This window comes from Vibrio sp. VPAP30 (assembly GCF_001188205.1).
In the GTDB taxonomy this organism is placed as follows: domain Bacteria; phylum Pseudomonadota; class Gammaproteobacteria; order Enterobacterales; family Vibrionaceae; genus Vibrio; species Vibrio bivalvicida.
Genome location: NZ_LBLS01000013.1, coordinates 274,716 through 290,729, shown reverse-complemented (window position 1 = coordinate 290,729; position 16,014 = coordinate 274,716). Strand labels below are relative to the sequence as shown.

The window sequence follows — 16,014 nt, the reverse complement described above, 5'->3', positions numbered from 1 at the left end:
GGGGATGTCTAATCTAAGGAAAGAATTATGAGTGCTCACCTTAAGCAGCTATGTCACATCCACCTACCTGGCAACAGAGAGGATTCGCCAGCAGAACACTTCAAAAAAATGGCGAACTGGTGTGAAGATAAGGATGTAAGCCACGATGTCTATGGCGAAGGTGAAACAATCCAAGCTTTCGAGCAGAAAGTGGCAGATTTACTGGGTTATGAAGCAGGGCTTTTTGTTGTCACAGGAACAATGACGCAACCCACAGTATTGGAACTCGCGACAAAACAAAAACGAAACCCTAATGTAGGCATGCACCCATCTAGCCACATATATGTTCATGAAAGACAAGGCTACCAACTTCAGAATCGATTCAACATATTGCCGATAGGCAATCAGTTTCAAATATGGAAGCTCGAAGACCTAAAAGTGTGGCCCGACAAATTGGCGGCGGTTTTGTATGAACTCCCTATGCGTGAAATTGGTGGTCAACTGCCTTCTTGGGGTGAACTCGAACAGATAAAAAGCTACTGTGCCGACAACAACATTCATCTCCACATGGATGGCGCGCGACTATGGGAAGCGTCTGCTTACTATCAGAAAGAGTACAGAGAAATCGCACAAGGCTTTGATACAACGTATGTTTCACTATACAAGGGGATTAATGGACTTGGCGGCTCTATGCTACTTGGTTCAAAAGAGTTTATTGACTTAGCTTCAATCTGGATGAAGCGCCAAGGTGGCAACCTCTATCACCGTACACCTTATGTTGTTTCAGCTGCGATGCAATTTGATGAAAAGTTGGCCAAACTGCCAAAGCTGTTCGAGCGCACTAAACAAATATACAAGATTCTCGAAGAGTTTCCCGCTCTAGCAGTGAACCCCGTTCAACCTCAATCTAACATGCTGCATCTCATACTTCCGTTTAGCTGCCATGAAGCAAAAGAACTTCAGCAGGCGTTTGCGACGGAAAAGGGCATTTGGTTTGGTAATCCACAAGTGACAGCCAACCCAAATCAGTCGGTTGTAGAATGGTATGTGGGTGACAACCTGCTTGAAATTGAAGATGAAGTGTTAAGAAACTTCTTTAAGGAATTAATTAACTGAGTGAGACAGTGGTTATAGGTGCCTATGAAATGAAAATTGGAGTTGTCAGTGATAAAACAGGAATGAGTATCCACACTATTCGTTATTATGAGAAACAGGGTCTAGTCAAAAAGCCTGTTAAGGATGTCAGTGGTCATCGTTCGTATAGCTCAAAAGATGTGGATGTCCTTAATTGGGTCTCGTGTATGAAAAATTCTGGTATGTCTTTAAGCACTATAAAAAGATATACGGAGGCCTTCTATCAGGGCAACGACTCAGAGTGCATTGCATTTTTAGAAGTGCACCTTAAGCACCTTTATAAACAGCAACAGGATATCGAGCACTATATCGAGGTGACAGAAAACAAAATAAAACGCTTCAAAAACGCTTGACCTAGAGTATGGTCTAGGTTGCTAACCTCATTGAACTAACCCAGTGAGGAGAAGCAAAATGGAAGTAAAAGTAACCATCGTAGATGCCTTTGTAGACGGAAAGTTTGGTGGCAACCCCGCCGGTGTTGTTCTAGATGCAGACTCTTTAAGCACCGAGCAAAAACTGCTGGTTGCTAAGCAAGTCGGCTTGTCTGAGACTGCGTTTGTTTCAGAGTCGAATGCTGGAGCAGACTTTAAGCTCGACTTTTTCACCCCAGAGAAACAAATCGCACATTGTGGTCATGCCACCGTTGCAACGTTTAGTTACCTTGCCAAGCAGGGACTAGTTCCCAATCCAAATACGTCTAAACAAACGATTGACGGAAATCGTGAGATTCGGATGGAAGGCGAGTTTGCCTATATGGAGCAGCTACAACCACACTACCTCCGCCTTGAAGCTGATATGGATAAAGTTTTGGAAGCCTTAGATCTCGTGCAAGAGAATACGCTTGGAACACCGATTGTTGCGAGTACCGGAAATGCTTTTATTCTGGTCGGAGTTAAAGATATTCATACATTGGAATCTCTTAAACCGAAAATGGATTTAATTAATGAGCTGTCAGAAAAGTATGACTTGATAGGCTTCTATGTATTTACACTTGAAACTAACCGCGCCGGGAGGGATGCTTCAGCAAGAATGTTCGCGCCTCGCTACGGGATAAAGGAGGAGGCTGCGACAGGAATGGCAGCTGGACCGCTGGCGTGTTACTTATATGACTACTTGGGAGTTAAAAAGCACGAGATCCATATCGAACAGGGTTACGCGATGACAACACCGTCACCAAGCTGCATTAAAGTGTTGCTGACACTCAACAATTCAGAGATTACTTCTTTGCTTGCAGGTGGAGTTGGCGTGGTTTCTAGTTCTAAATCTGTAGTAGTCGTATAGTGACAGTCAGGAGCAGATAAGTACCTGCCTTAAGTTTTTGAGCGGACAATTTGCTTAAAACTTTATCTGTTTGTTTAATAGATGTTTTAGAGAAGTAGTGTGCCGGAGAAATCAACTAAGGTTGGTTGTTATTCTGAGAGGTTGCTAACACGCCTATTTTCAAGCTTGATGTATTCTAAGTGAAGTCGGAAAGAGGATTCTATTAATGTCAAAAAGCTCCAAGCTTCACAATGAAGACAAACTAGTAAAGAAGGCACTGGAAATTGGTGAGAAAATGGCGAAGATGCAAGGCTTCGAATTACCCCAGTCGCCACAGCCGATTAGAGTGAAAGCTATCTACCTATTTTTGGTCGATGCCAAACAAATCCCTCCGTTACCTGAAAGTAAGCTTGATGGTGCCAATATCAAACACAGACTCGCACTCTGGATTCATAGTGCACTGCCAGATAACGACCCTTTGAAGTAAACGATTCTCATATGTAAAAAGGCGAACCATTTAGTTCGCCTTTGTCTTATCGTAAGCAAAAGAACTTGAAGGATAGGCACATGCACCTGAGTCATCCTTTATGATGTGCGTTCTTCTAATATTCTTGAATATTATCTTCTATGTTTATCGAGCCACGACTAATAACCATTTGGATTGTCGATGATGTACACCCAGCCACCATCTACGTAATGCATGACCTCTAACGCCGTTCCTTGTATGGCCTTCTGTTGTAGGGCGTTCGATATTTCCCAATCAGAGCGAACCATGGCTACGTCCTGGTTAATGTGGATAGAGACACTTTTGGTGAGGATACTAACATCGTCTTTCATGTAACCCTTTAACACCTGCTTAATCGCTTCTCTTCCCTTAGCTTGGTTACCTTCTTTATCTAAAACAAACACGGCGTCTTGATGAAAAAGCGTACTTAACCCCTCTAAGTCATTATTCTCAAAATATTGCCCAAATAGTGCGTGCAGTTCAGAAGGGGTTTGTGGTTTCGAGTACTGAGCCCCCGCCTGGAGACAAAAAGAAAACAGAAAAGTTAAAAGTAAAATGTAACGCATGGTTTAGTCCTTTTATTGTTGGCTCAGATACCACCTATACCCTTGCCTTGTGGCTATGGAGTAACAATAAAGAAGTTAGTTTCTAATTTAAACTAGGTTCTAAAAGGTAACTAGTTACCTCTAGGTAACCAATGGGTTGTGATACAGTGCGTTATTAAACGGCGCTTTAGCAAAGAATGAAATAAGGAAGAGAGATGTCGACAGAAGTGAATCATCAATTACAGCCAGACGACTATTGTAGTGTGGACAAATACTTAACATTGATATCAACTAAGTGGACTGCGCACATAGTCTGGTTGTTAGGGCAAGAGGAGATGATGCGTTTTGGTCAAATACGTAAGCAGTTGGCATTGGTCTCAAGTAAAGTACTCACTGAGCGTTTAAAGTTGTTACGACAGCATGGATTTGTCTGGCGAAAACAAGAAGAGACAATCCCTGTCACGGTGCAATACGGTTTAACCTCTAAAGGCAAAGAGCTTGCTAATGTGGTTGATCTGATCGTACAAAAAGCGCATGGTTGGGATGATATGTAGTTCATGTGAGAATGGGCTTGTAACCTTGTTAGGGCGACTCGCGCATTGAGAGATTTTTACCTGCTAATTGAGTACTGCGGAGGCTAGCCTTTATTAATCTACCCCAATATCATGTATGAGTTTTTAGACTCCAACCATTGTTTTACAGCAAGATTAAAAGTGACCAGTTTCTTGGGGGTAACTCGCCTCTGTGCATATATGAGACTTAGCTTTTGAGCCTTTACAGACCACTCAGGAAGAACGTGGACAAGTTTGCCACCCTTAATAAGGTCTTCGACTTGATAATATGGCAAGCTAGCAACCCCCATTCCCTGTAGTGCTAACTCTAATATCGAACTGTATGTATTAGAGCGAAGGCTTCCTGTTACTTCAATATTATATCTTTGTTCGTCTCTGATAAGGTCCAATTGATTCCAGCACTCATTTTGGCTGTTAAGAATGAAGGAACACTGATGAATATCTTCAATAACAGCGACCCTGTTCTCTTTTTCATAATTACCGCTGCAAACTAGTACATTTCGGATGAAGCCCAAGTCTTGTGCTACAACATCGCCTGGCAATTCATCATAAGCTCGAAAAGCGACATCATAATCACCAGACTCAATTTTCTTCTTTATGGGGCCGAAATCGAGGATTAAATTAACCTTCGGGTACTGTTGCCTAAAGGGAGGGATTACATGGTGACAAAGAGCACGTCCAAACTCAATTGGAGCTGTTACCTTTAGGTCTCCAGTGACCTCTTGCGTCATATCATTTACACGCATTTCCGCCTCAGTGGCGAGTAACTGAATTTGCTTTGCCTTTGAATACAACTCTTCTCCTACTTCAGTCAGGCTGATAGAGCGAGTCGTTCGATGAAACAGTTTAGAATTCAATGCTTCTTCGAGTTTTTGTACATGGCGAGATACTAAGCCTTTCGAAACATCTAACGCTTCCGCTGCTTTGGTAAAGCTTTGCTCTTCGGCCACAGCCAAGAAAGTCTGTACATAAGTTAAATTCATGATTAGACCCATTTTGTAAACAGTGAGGTCATTTTCTGTTGTTTTTCTCGCGGGTTCAACTAGCTAAGATTCAAAATGTAAACACAAGGGAGAGAAATACTATGAAAGTTCTTGTAATTGGTGCATCGGGCACAATCGGCAGCGAGGTTGTAGAAGCTCTAGGTGAAATACATGAAGTTATCAAAGCCGGCAAAGGTAGCGGCGATGTCCAGATTGACATTACCGCCCCCGGCTCTATTCGCACGGCACTTGAATCAATAGGCCAGGTGGACGCAATCATCTGTGCTACTGGAGATGTTGCATTTAACGCTTTCACAAGCTTATCGCGTGACGACTGGGATGTGGGCATTAATAGCCGACTTATGGGGCAAGTGAACTTGACGCAGATTGCTAGTGAGTATTTGAATGACAACGGCAGTATCACTTTGACAAGCGGTATTATCGCTGATCATCCAATTGCTTATGGCACTAGTGCAGCAACGCTTAACGGCGCAATACAGCATTTCGCAAAAGCAGTATCTAACGAGCTGCCGCGTGGTATTCGCATAAATGTTGTAAGTCCATCAGTCGTCACCGAATCGCTGGGTACTTATGGAGACTACTTCCCTGGGTTCCACTCCATCGATGCAAAAGATGTAGCCAGATCTTATATTCGATCTGTATTAGGAGTTGAATCGGGAAAAACGTTTAAGGCCTTCGCAGGCAACTGAGTTAGTAAGAGGTATTTAAAATGAATAAATTAATGTTTATGGCCGCCGTCACCGCCTTCTCGATTGGCGCTTCTGCTAGCTCTTTAGTGGAAGGTGATCCGACTCTTGTGGGTGATTCTTTTGGGTTTGTTGAAGGCCCCGTGTGGGATGCAAAACACCAGCGTTTCTTGTTTAGTGATATCCCAAACAACAAAACGTATTCATATGTTCCTGATGGTAAGCTGAGTGTTTTCGACAACAACTCTGGTTATGCCAATGGTCTTGCTATTGATTTGAAGGGCAACCTTTGGGCAGCCCGTCATGATAGAAAACTATCATACCGTCAGGAAAGTGGAGAGAAGGTCATTGCAGCCGCGACATACAACGGAAATTTGCTCAATAGCCCGAACGACCTAACCGTTAACAGCGATGGAAGCGTTTGGTTCACTGATCCTCCATTTGGTATCCAAGGGTACGGCCCTGCTAAGTCGGAGTCAGAGCAACCCGTCAATGGTGTCTATCGATACCTAGATGGTGATCTAAAGCTGATGACTGGAGAGTTAGAGTTACCCAATGGTATTGCTTTTTCTTCTGATGAATCTTTGTTATACGTTGCCGATACTTCTGATGGCTGGGTATACCGATTTGATGTCAATGATCAATCAATCAGCAATAAAACTCAGTTTGCTCAGGTGAAAGCAGCCTCCGGTTCTGAGCCTATGGTCGACGGTATTGTTGTGGATTTTCACGACAATCTTTTTGTCGCAGCACATGGTGGTGTTGGTGTGTTTGATAAACAAGGTAAACAAATTGACTTCATTGCTATCGACGCGGACCATATCAGTAACCTAGAAATTGGTGGCGAGCAACAAGACTTACTGATGGTGACCGCATACAACAAAGTGTTAGTGTTCAAAATTAAGTCATCGACAAACTAATTTATGGACAAAAGCAGGGATTGGTAGATACACCAGTCCCTTTTTATTAGGCCTGATCATTTTTTCCCAACAGTGTCCATGCTAGCATCTGACTGAATCAATGCCTATGAGGTAGCAAAATGTCTTCAGATTTTTACGGAACCAGTGCTAGCTATGCACGCAAAGAAGCTGATTATCGGGAAAAAGCGTTAAAACTCTACCCTTGGGTATGTGGAAGCTGTGCTAGGGAGTTTGTTTACTCAAATTTGCGTGAGTTGACAGTTCACCACAAAGATCACGATCATACGAATAATCCAGAAGATGGAAGTAATTGGGAGCTGCTGTGTCTTTACTGCCACGATCATGAGCACAGTAAATATCTAGAGCATGATCGTTATGGCAGTGAGATAAAACCAGGTCAAGATGATCATCAAGGGGCGACCTACAATCCGTTTGCAGAACTCGCGAGTATGATGAAAAAATAATCCAACCATTTTTGTTGCACTTAATTATTTTTCGATTCTGTAGTTAAGCCTTCTCGCAACTTTTGACGCAAGCGTTCAGGCTCTCCACGTAGTGTGCGAATGAAATCAGAAGGAACTTCGGTTTTGGTGTCGTATTTTTCGGACCAATCGATCATCGCTAGCATCATAGGTAGCAAATCTATTCCTTTGTCGGTCAATGTGTAGACGAACTTAGAACGCTTAACAGTATCCCGTTTTTTACTGATTAATCCGTTTGATTCTAAATCCGCAAGTCGGCTCGCCAAGATGTTAGTAGAGATACCTTCACCTGCCTCTAAAAACTCTTGATAGTAATGCCGACCTTTAAACATCAAGTCTCGAAGAATCAGAAAGCTCCATTTATCTCCGAATTGGCTCATGCCAAAACGAACCGGACAGCCTGACCACTCTTTAGTTTTTTTATCTACCATTCATTAATCGTACTCGTTTTAAATTTAACTTGCAAAATGAAAGTTAATTTTCTAGGGTTATTTTACTTGTAAAAAGCAAGTTAAATTCAAGGAGGATATATGAAGCTATACGCAATTGTAGGATCACCCAACTCTCGTAAAGCATTGGCGGTCATCAATCATCTAGGGCTAGATATTGAAATAGAGTATCTAGATTTGTTTTCTGGAGAGCACAAACAGCCGCAATACCTGAGCTTAAACCCGAATGCCATGGTGCCAACGCTTATTGATGGTGATATTTCACTATGGGAATCTAACGCTATTATTCAGTATTTGGCTGAGACTTCAGGCATCAATGACCTATATCCAAACGATCAAAAAGTAAGAGCGGATATCAATCGCTGGTTATGTTGGGAACTTGCCCATTTCAATCAAGCCTTTGGAACTTTAGCTTTAGAAGCCGTCGCCAAATCCGAATTTATGGGTACAAAAGGAGATGATGCTGTCATTAATTGGGCCAGTCAGAACCTAGTTCGATTTGCTGGAATACTGGATCAGCACTTAGAAGGGCGTCAGTTCATGGTTGGTGATGCAATAACATTGGCGGATTACGCAATGGTGCATGTCGAGTTCTTTAAAGAAAGCATCCCTTTTGATTGGGAACCCTATCCCAACGTCAACGCGTATTTTGAGCGCATGCGTAAGGCTCCGCATTGGGCTGCCACGGCCCCAAGCAAAACTGAAGAGATTGGTAAGTCGACGAAAAGGTAATCCATTACTCGAAGAGCGCTGAGGCATGAAATAAAAAAGCGAACCATTTGGTTCGCCTTTGACTTACTGTAAATGATCACAGATAACTAAGATGGAAACTTGCCAGCTTTCTAAATCAACGAGCTGGAATACTCTTTAACGATAACCGAGTTGGAAACTCCAGTGCTTCATGGCTAATGAAGGCAGCAAGTTTGGATAACTAAGTTGGAAACTCTCTCTTTAGATTAATTACTCAGTTCGTAAAACCCGAACCGTACTTTGCGAACCGCACTTTAGGAACTGCCAATTTTCACTAAACAAGCAGTTCCCTAACAGCTTAAGATGCACTAATTTTGTCTTTCTTTTGGACAACATCTCTATCCTTAGTCACGATTTCTATTCTAACCATGCTTCACTCTGCTTGAAGTTCAATAGAACAATTCCGCATTCGAGCATGTCAAGATCGAATGACTTTGCAGGATTTTGTCTCTCAATCAACAAGCTAGCCTCTCCAGTCCGTTTGTCTGACCGATACCAGATTCTTGAGATATAGGCGAAAGTATCATGAACTGGTTATTCATCTATCAAATTGTTTCATTTGAGAAATATCAATTTAATAAGTGCGTTGTTGCATTCGTTTTGTGAAAGGTAGTATAAGTAGAAGCTAATGTCGGAAATTATCTTCCTATTTGGTGTGTATTTACCGATTGTATGGAATTTTTGTTATTAAACTACTCAATTAAATCATTGGGTTACGGTGTTGTTTTGTTGGCATGCCAATTGTAAAGGAGTATCAACACAACGATAAGGATTGGTTATGGCACTACTACACTATGCAAATCTAGAAGCGCATCGCCCAGATATTCTTCTTCAACGGACATTTAATGGACTGACTGATTTTCACAAGTATCTAGAAAATACGAAAAAATTTCTAGAAAGCTCTGAAGCTGTTAAACGACTTCGATGGAAAGTAATAGACAAAGACGTCGTGCCTGTAAATGCAGGGAAGGAAGCAAAGGGAGTTTGGATACAACTTGTCGAGGTGGATGGTTCGACACATGAATCGGTATTTAAGTCTTTTCTGGATGAAAACAATGAAGACATATATGAAGCAGATAATGCGAATTGGAAATTCGTAGGGAGCCCAGCAAGTGATTGCCCTGCTTGTACAGATCATGGCGGTAAACCGAAAATGGCATATCAGACCGAAGAACATGCACTGGAGGTTGCTTCAAACTCTCAAAAGCCATTAAAAGTTTATGAATGTGAAGAAGGATACGGTTGGCATCTGACAAAGCGGTTTGATGCCAGTCGAGTTAGGTTTAACGTAAGCAATAAGATATCCATTCTAGATAGAGACCCAGAATCAGAGCAGCTCTTAGTCGATAGAATTCCTCGCAAAGATTTTATTGTTTTACGCCCAAATACCTACACTTTGAAGTGCCAGATCGGTGCCATTCAAGCACTACAGAGTTCACCAAGTGTTTTTCATAGACCTTTACTTAGGCTATTTGAATCAAATGATCACGCGAAATGGGGCAAACTTCCGAACCTAGATAGTTCCAGTTTTGTTTCTTCGTTTGAGGCTCACTTAAATCGAACGACTTTTGTAGATAAATGGTATGTGCTTACTGATGCAAGTCGCCCAGGAACATTAGAGCAGCGCAAATTCGTTGAAATTGCGCTTGATACGCCAGATTTTGCATTTATGGAGGGGCCTCCAGGCTCAGGAAAAACGACCGCAATACTAGAGCTAATTATTCAATTAGTTTTAAGAGGAAAGCGAATCTTACTGTGTGCCTCTACCCACGTTGCTGTTGATAATGTGCTTGAAAGAATCATTGAAGAGAACAGTGAAGTCCGAGATGCCATTATCGCTCTTCGTATTGGCGATAAGTCGAATATTTCGGAAAAAGTTAAACCGTATCAATTGGAAAGATTCCTATCCACAGAAAGGAAAAGATTGCAATCCGAGCTTCAAAAGCTTTCTAACTTATCAGAGGCCCAGCAGCAACTTTTGGTTGAGCTGAATAGAGGTAATAGCACTATTCAGCGAATGGCGCTGGAGTCGGCAAATCTCATTTGTGGAACTACTATTGGTATTCTCAAACACCCTGACATTAAAGATAAAAATGCATCTACTCCCCAGTTTGATTACATGATCATTGATGAAGCGTCAAAGACCACTTTCCAAGAGTTTTTGGTTCCAGCTCTTTTAGCAAAGCGATGGGTTTTGGTTGGAGATAAGAAGCAGCTTTCGCCTTATGTTGATGATGAATCAATGGCTGTGAATATTTCCCCTTGTTTACCAGAATCGTATAAGCGTGAGGCGTGTTTAGATGTATTTAATGCCTCTGATCAAGTAGGAGCAGTAAGAAAGCGGGTTTCATCTCTCGTGCTTAATGACAGTGATATTGTCCAAGACTTTTATAGAAAACAAGGCGAAGTTAATGGTGTGTTGGTCGCTACACCCAAAACCGATAGCGAATATATTCCGTATTCGTCCTTAGTGGTCGGAGATCAGCAGTTTTTAGGGGAGCGAGAGAAAGTGTTACCTTTGGATATTATACATATCCGAGGGAACTTGAAGAATGCTCCGCATTCTGTTGGATATCGGAAAAGTGCGATTGAGTCTAAAAGTCGCCATCACCAAAACAGTGATAGTTCATGGGAAAGCGAGATTGCTTGGCGTATGGCTAGGCAGTATGAACAAAGACTAAATGGTGATGGAAATGATGAGAAGATATCCACTTCACAAAAACTATCTAACCATATAGAGGCGTTGCTACCGTTTGATGGCAAAAGAGGAAGAGATTCAGTTTATGAACAAATCAACAGAGTAAAGAAAGTTGCTCTTCCTTCTATATTGGAATCTCTCCAGTCTGGTTTTCAGAGAACTAAACGTCAGCGTAATGGTACAGCACTATCTGACGGGCTTCCTGATCATGTGCTCATGGATAGGGTTATAACCCTAAAATTTCAGCACAGGATGCATCCAGATATAGCAAGCTTCTCCCATCATAGAATTTATAACCAAACTGCGTTGAATACACCAGACCAAATGATTGAAAAGAGATTCTGGAGTTATAGACCCGATAGAAAGCGTTCATTATGGGTTGATGTGAAAGATGGCCGTGTAACGAGTGGTAATAGAAATCCCAAGGAAGCAGAGCAACTGATAGCTGAACTCGTTAATTTTGATAAGTGGGCCATGAACAACCCCAAGAAAGATGGAATACCATGGGAAGTTGCAGTGCTTTCATTTTATCGAGGTCAGGAGCGCGAACTTAGAGCTCGCTTGAGAAGATGGTCGAAGAACCCTAGAGCATTCCGTCACTTTTCTAAAGGTGATAAACGTTCTCCGTATATCGATGTTCAAGTTTGTACAGTCGACAAATTTCAGGGGCATGAAGCGGACTTAGTTCTCCTGAGTTTTATGAATTCACATGCGACAAGCTTTCTCGAAAGCCCAAATAGGCTCAATGTTGCAGTCACACGGGCAAGGTATGCACAAGTGATTTTTGGTAATCGAAATGCGATGAAAAGGGCCTCTGGTGTGTTAGCACACTTAGCCGAAGATACTAAATGGTCACGTACTGTCGAGGTGATGCAATGAAAATTATGAAAAATGATCTAATTCTAGAGAGAAATGTTCAACTAGAAACGTGGATTGTCTCCGCAACAATTTTAAAAGCAGAAAAGCGTCCTGAATATGATTTGGTTTTGAAATGTATTCGTGATGGTGTTTGCTCTGAAGAACAAGTTGCGCAGCACCTTTTATTTGACGATAGAGCACGTTTAGGGATTGCTCAACGCCTGCTTACTAGAGCGCTAGACCTAAAGTTGGCTGACAAAAAAGCAGGAAAATATGCGTTAACCAATGAGGGGCATGAGGCAATTAGAAAGCAACAGATTTTTGTTCCTGAAGAGGGGAACTGGATGATCACGTTTAGTAAAGATCCGCTGCTGCCGTTTCCCATTATTGCTATTGAAAAGCATCTTGAGCCAAATGCTATGGATGAAGCAATGCAGCGCAACAGGCAAGAAAGTGAAAAGCGAGCGGCTAATTTTAAAACCATTCCCAATTGGATAAAAAAGCGAGTTCAAGGTGAAGCTGGTCAGCCATGTACAGGTGGAGAGCCAATTCATATAGATGAGATTAAGCCGAAGGGAGAGCATATTGCCTCGCCATTTAGTCTCTCGGTTAAGTGGAACGTTATGAAACGATCTTTAACTTTATACAAAGGCAATAAAGAAGTTAGTAGGTTTAAAGCTCCTGATCGAGATATTGACGCTGTTTGGCATGAATTGTTGCTGGGGAGTAGGAAGATCGACTCATGGAGAAAAGATACATCAGAATTTGAGGAGTATTTCGATAACATTCCAGATAGCTCTAAAAGTACTATGCGGATTAACCTTGAGTTTCCTAGACCATCTGTAGAAGGATTACAGCGGTTTAATGCCGTTACGGCAAAAGGTGTTCGTTTACGGCCTAAAACCGAAGAGTGTGCTCAACAATGGTCTGAGTGGTTACTACTTTCACACATTGAAAACTATGCCACAACTGAAAAATTTGAAAAATGGCGAGAGGAGGCAAAGCAGCCATTTCGCGACTTTGACATAAATCTTCCGTCCAGAGATGAACTGGCAAATAACGTAAGTGCAGAACAGAAAAAACGCTCTAAAAGAGATTGGCATATCGTGGCCGCAGCAGATTGGGGATTATAAAAGATGGGTAATATTCAGAAGTACACAAAGCATGTTAGTAAAATTATCGACCAATCAAATGTTCAATTGCCCCCAGTGTGGAGTCGTAACAATGTTGTGAGCCGTGGAGTCGTAGCGGAAACTCAAAGCGAACTGTTTGTTTCAGGAAAAAAGCGAGAGTTGGCTAATTATGTTATAGAACTCATAAATAATGCTAGGAATACCATCGTTCTAAGCAGCTTTTTGTTAGCTGATGCCGCTTTGGAGGATGCAATCTTTGAAGCAACGACAAGAGGTGTAAGAGTCTATTTGATGTTAGCTTGTGAAACGAGGCTAGAAGGTGATGTTCCTGATGATGATTTTGGTAAGGAATGTCTAAACCAGCACACTAAAATGCTTAAGAGATTAGGCGGTAGAGTATTGATCCGCTCTGCTCCCCATTATCACTCGAAGGTGGTTCTAGTTGATGCACTGCAAAGCAGCGATCTACCTTTTGCTAAAGGGATCTTGTTGACAGCAAATCTAACCCGAGAAGCATTTGAAAGAAATGAAGAGCTTGCGGTCTGCCTTTCACCTGAAGAAATTGTTGAAACAGTTAAGCTTGTTAAGTGGGCGATGTTTGAGTATGCAGAGCATGAAATGTTGGATAATGTCGAATTCTCGACGACCAGTAAGCAAGATCTGATAGCTTATCCAAATGAACTAAATCGCATCGTTTGTACCACTGATAGCCACCATTCTTTAAGAGAACATGTACTGAACTTGATTAATGAAAGTTCTCAAGAGTTGATTATTTCAAGCTTTGGTTGGCAAGAAGATCATGAAGTCATTGAGGCTATTTGTTCAAGAGCCAAGCAAGGTGTTAGCGTGACCATCTTATCGAGAGTTAGGCTAAGTTCGATGCCTTCTCTGGTGAAAATGGTTGAAGCTGGGGCTAAGGTGTTTGGATTTAAATGGTTACATGCCAAAGCAATTTGGAATGAGCATAATCATGGGATGATTATGTCCGCAAATCTACAGGAGCATGGACTTGATAGTGGGTTTGAGCTTGGTGTGTTATTGAATGGGGATCGAGCAAAGCAGCTAAAAGAATGTTTAGTCGCGCTTTCAGCTAACTCAACTAGTGATATCAAAGAGTTGGTGCTCAACAGTACGCTTTGCTCACACAAAGGTGAAATACAATATTGGCAGGGAGGGACGCTCCATACTGCTTCGGTCTCAGACTCCATGACAAAAGAAGTGCCAGCATTAACGGCTGAATGTTTGACTGATTTAGATCTAGAACCAGTGTTACCTAAAACAAATTGGAAAAATACTCCTAGTTGTCAAGTCGAGTACAAGTGGCAGGTTTTGCCCCCTGAACTACCAGCCAATTGTAAGGAAGTAATGTGGGAAGAAAAACAAGAAGTCCCTGATAAGGCGGAAGATTCAGTGAGTAACAAAGCTAATCGCAAAAAGAAAAAACCTAAAGTAAATGTGATTAAGCACTCATACGATCCGAAAGTCTATCAAGTTGGAAATCGTAAGCTAATTGCGGTAACCGAAAGCGATAATTTGTTAGGGGCTATACAACTTAAAGCGAAAAGCTTCCCAGGGGCTTGTATTGTTCTAAAGAAGGCGGGGTAAGAAGATGAAAAGGGAGCATGTACTTCTATGTTGGCAATCAGTTAGAGCTGGTGATGACGTTTTGATTAATGCCGTCAAGAAGTTGGAATCAAAGTTTGATACTCGGATTAGCAAGATCATGCTCCTTCAACAGCAGGAGCAACCGCGCAACATTAAGGGAGACCTTACTGAACGAGTCAACACTGAGTTGATCGAACTCTCTGACCCGACCGACCATACTGAGGTGTATCATAAAGTCGTCGAACAAGTTTTACCCCAAGTTAACGGTATTGCGAACCTGCATATCAATATTTCTCCTGGTACACCAGCAATGCATTCCGTCTGGTTAATTTTGCATGCTGGTGGACGCTTCCCGCCAACAACAAAACTTTGGTCGACTCAATGGAACCCTCACACCAAAAGAACCAGCCTGAAGCGAGTCGACTTTAATATTTCGACTTACATGTCAGAAATAAGGGCACTGTCTTACTGTGAGCCAAATTTGGCTATCTACGAAGTAGAGTCAAAATCAAAAGCGAGAAGAGAAGCGTTTGAACAATTAAAGCGGTTCACGTCGATTCCCAATGTTCCTTTGTTGGTCTTAGGTGAGAGGGGGACGGGGAAAACTAGGCTGATTGAGACCTTTGTGAGAGCGACCAAACAAAAGGAAATTGTCACCCTTGCATGTGGTGGCCTTGATTCTTCTGTAGCAGAAAGTTTTATCTTTGGTCACAAAAAAGGCGCTTTTACTGGAGCGATATCTGAGAGGGAAGGCATCCTCAAGATAGCGAATGGAAAGGTTTTGTTTCTAGATGAAATACAAGACTTACCCCAGACTGTTCAGCGCAAACTAGTGAGGGTATTGCAAGACCATCAACATCGTTACAGGCCTGTAGGTGCGGATACGGAGGAAACATCAAGCTTTGAACTTGTGTGTGCATCGAATAAGAGTTTTTCGGAGTTGGAGAACGTTTTGGATGCTGATTTCCTAGACCGCATTTCAATGCTAAAAGTTACAGTACCAGCTTTGCGCAATTGTCGCCCAGATCTGCATTCAGACTGGCAACAAGTGTGGCACGAGCTAAATACAGGAAGCCAATACCCAAAAGTTGCTCCAATGAGTGGCGATATTGAAGCATTATTTCAATCTGATGAATTAGCGGGAAATATCAGAGATCTTCAAAAGCTAGCCGTTCTAATTATGGCTTACTGGGAAGAGTCTGATGCACAGAATTGTATAAAAATCGGCATTAAGCACTGGAAGAAAGACAGAACCCGTTTTGTTGGGCATCCTATCAGTGACAAGGCTTCTTTATCAAGAGATGAGCATTTAACTCAGTTTAAATATGACTTAGCAAATTGGGCAAGGGAAACCTACGGAACCTGGGAGAAAGCCGCTGAGCATTTAGGTTGTACAGAAAAAACTTTGCGTAATGACGTAAAGATATGACACAG

Annotated in this window: 16 protein-coding genes; 13 read left to right on the top strand and 3 right to left on the bottom strand. The window is 42.0% G+C overall.

The features are described 5' to 3' along the window. The first annotated feature begins 27 nt into the window (after positions 1 to 27). The 4 genes from ZX61_RS03205 to ZX61_RS03190 all read left to right on the top strand — a co-directional run bounded on the left by ZX61_RS03205 (position 28) and on the right by ZX61_RS03190 (position 2,860). A complete protein-coding gene (locus ZX61_RS03205) occupies positions 28 to 1,095 on the top strand; it encodes a threonine aldolase family protein (protein WP_049843266.1) in 1,068 nt (355 codons plus the stop codon). A 29-nt stretch (positions 1,096 to 1,124) separates the two neighbouring features. Beyond that, positions 1,125 to 1,466, top strand: coding sequence for a MerR family transcriptional regulator (locus tag ZX61_RS03200; protein ID WP_049843265.1), 342 nt, complete (start codon positions 1,125 to 1,127; stop codon positions 1,464 to 1,466). 58 nt (positions 1,467 to 1,524) lie between these two features. Further along, positions 1,525 to 2,394 carry a PhzF family phenazine biosynthesis protein gene (locus ZX61_RS03195; protein WP_049843264.1) on the top strand — a complete coding sequence of 290 codons (870 nt, stop codon included), beginning with the start codon at positions 1,525 to 1,527 and terminating at the stop codon, positions 2,392 to 2,394. Between the two features lie 205 nt (positions 2,395 to 2,599). Continuing rightward, the gene (locus tag ZX61_RS03190) at positions 2,600 to 2,860 is read left to right on the top strand and encodes a DUF5062 family protein (protein ID WP_049843263.1); all 261 of its coding nucleotides are present in this window, start codon (positions 2,600 to 2,602) and stop codon (positions 2,858 to 2,860) included. Positions 2,861 to 3,018: 158 nt separating this feature from the next. Here the strand turns inward: ZX61_RS03190 and ZX61_RS03185 are convergent, their stop codons facing one another. Beyond that, positions 3,019 to 3,444 carry a YybH family protein gene (locus ZX61_RS03185; protein ID WP_049843262.1) on the bottom strand — a complete coding sequence of 142 codons (426 nt, stop codon included), beginning with the start codon at positions 3,442 to 3,444 and terminating at the stop codon, positions 3,019 to 3,021. A gap of 194 nt (positions 3,445 to 3,638) precedes the next feature. On the opposite strand from ZX61_RS03185, the gene ZX61_RS03180 reads away from it, so the two are divergent. Next, positions 3,639 to 3,977 carry a winged helix-turn-helix transcriptional regulator gene (locus tag ZX61_RS03180; protein ID WP_049843261.1) on the top strand — a complete coding sequence of 113 codons (339 nt, stop codon included), beginning with the start codon at positions 3,639 to 3,641 and terminating at the stop codon, positions 3,975 to 3,977. A 98-nt stretch (positions 3,978 to 4,075) separates the two neighbouring features. On the opposite strand, the gene ZX61_RS03175 is transcribed toward ZX61_RS03180, so the two are convergent. After that, positions 4,076 to 4,978, bottom strand: a complete 903-nt coding sequence (locus tag ZX61_RS03175) for a LysR family transcriptional regulator (protein WP_049843260.1) — start codon at positions 4,976 to 4,978, stop codon at positions 4,076 to 4,078. 101 nt (positions 4,979 to 5,079) lie between these two features. Here ZX61_RS03175 and ZX61_RS03170 point away from each other — a divergent pair, with 101 nt between their 5' ends. The 3 genes from ZX61_RS03170 (at position 5,080) to ZX61_RS03160 (ending at position 7,069) form a co-directional block, all read left to right on the top strand. After that, on the top strand, positions 5,080 to 5,688 hold the full coding sequence (locus tag ZX61_RS03170; protein ID WP_049843259.1) for a short chain dehydrogenase: 609 nt from the start codon (positions 5,080 to 5,082) through the stop codon (positions 5,686 to 5,688). Between the two features lie 20 nt (positions 5,689 to 5,708). Beyond that, the gene (locus ZX61_RS03165; protein ID WP_049843258.1) at positions 5,709 to 6,605 is read left to right on the top strand and encodes an SMP-30/gluconolactonase/LRE family protein; all 897 of its coding nucleotides are present in this window, start codon (positions 5,709 to 5,711) and stop codon (positions 6,603 to 6,605) included. Between the two features lie 119 nt (positions 6,606 to 6,724). Continuing rightward, the gene (locus tag ZX61_RS03160) at positions 6,725 to 7,069 is read left to right on the top strand and encodes a YajD family HNH nuclease (protein WP_004744035.1); all 345 of its coding nucleotides are present in this window, start codon (positions 6,725 to 6,727) and stop codon (positions 7,067 to 7,069) included. A gap of 20 nt (positions 7,070 to 7,089) precedes the next feature. On the opposite strand, the gene ZX61_RS03155 is transcribed toward ZX61_RS03160, so the two are convergent. Continuing rightward, positions 7,090 to 7,518 carry a winged helix-turn-helix transcriptional regulator gene (locus tag ZX61_RS03155; RefSeq protein ID WP_049843257.1) on the bottom strand — a complete coding sequence of 143 codons (429 nt, stop codon included), beginning with the start codon at positions 7,516 to 7,518 and terminating at the stop codon, positions 7,090 to 7,092. A gap of 99 nt (positions 7,519 to 7,617) precedes the next feature. Between ZX61_RS03155 and ZX61_RS03150 the strand changes: the two genes are divergently transcribed. The 5 genes from ZX61_RS03150 (at position 7,618) to ZX61_RS03130 (ending at position 16,009) form a co-directional block, all read left to right on the top strand. Then, the gene (locus ZX61_RS03150) at positions 7,618 to 8,268 is read left to right on the top strand and encodes a glutathione S-transferase family protein (protein WP_049843256.1); all 651 of its coding nucleotides are present in this window, start codon (positions 7,618 to 7,620) and stop codon (positions 8,266 to 8,268) included. A 796-nt stretch (positions 8,269 to 9,064) separates the two neighbouring features. Then, positions 9,065 to 11,863, top strand: coding sequence for an AAA domain-containing protein (locus ZX61_RS03145; protein WP_049843255.1), 2,799 nt, complete (start codon positions 9,065 to 9,067; stop codon positions 11,861 to 11,863). Further along, entirely contained in the window at positions 11,860 to 12,975 is a 1,116-nt protein-coding gene (locus tag ZX61_RS03140; RefSeq protein ID WP_049843254.1) for a hypothetical protein, read from the top strand. Before ZX61_RS03145 ends, ZX61_RS03140 begins: the two co-directional genes overlap by 4 nt. Positions 12,976 to 12,978: 3 nt before the next feature. Next, positions 12,979 to 14,580 (top strand): phospholipase D-like domain-containing protein, encoded by a 1,602-nt coding sequence (locus tag ZX61_RS03135; RefSeq protein WP_049843253.1) that lies wholly within the window; start codon positions 12,979 to 12,981, stop codon positions 14,578 to 14,580. Between the two features lie 4 nt (positions 14,581 to 14,584). Continuing rightward, a complete protein-coding gene (locus ZX61_RS03130) occupies positions 14,585 to 16,009 on the top strand; it encodes a sigma 54-interacting transcriptional regulator (RefSeq protein WP_049843252.1) in 1,425 nt (474 codons plus the stop codon). Positions 16,010 to 16,014 lie beyond the last annotated feature (5 nt).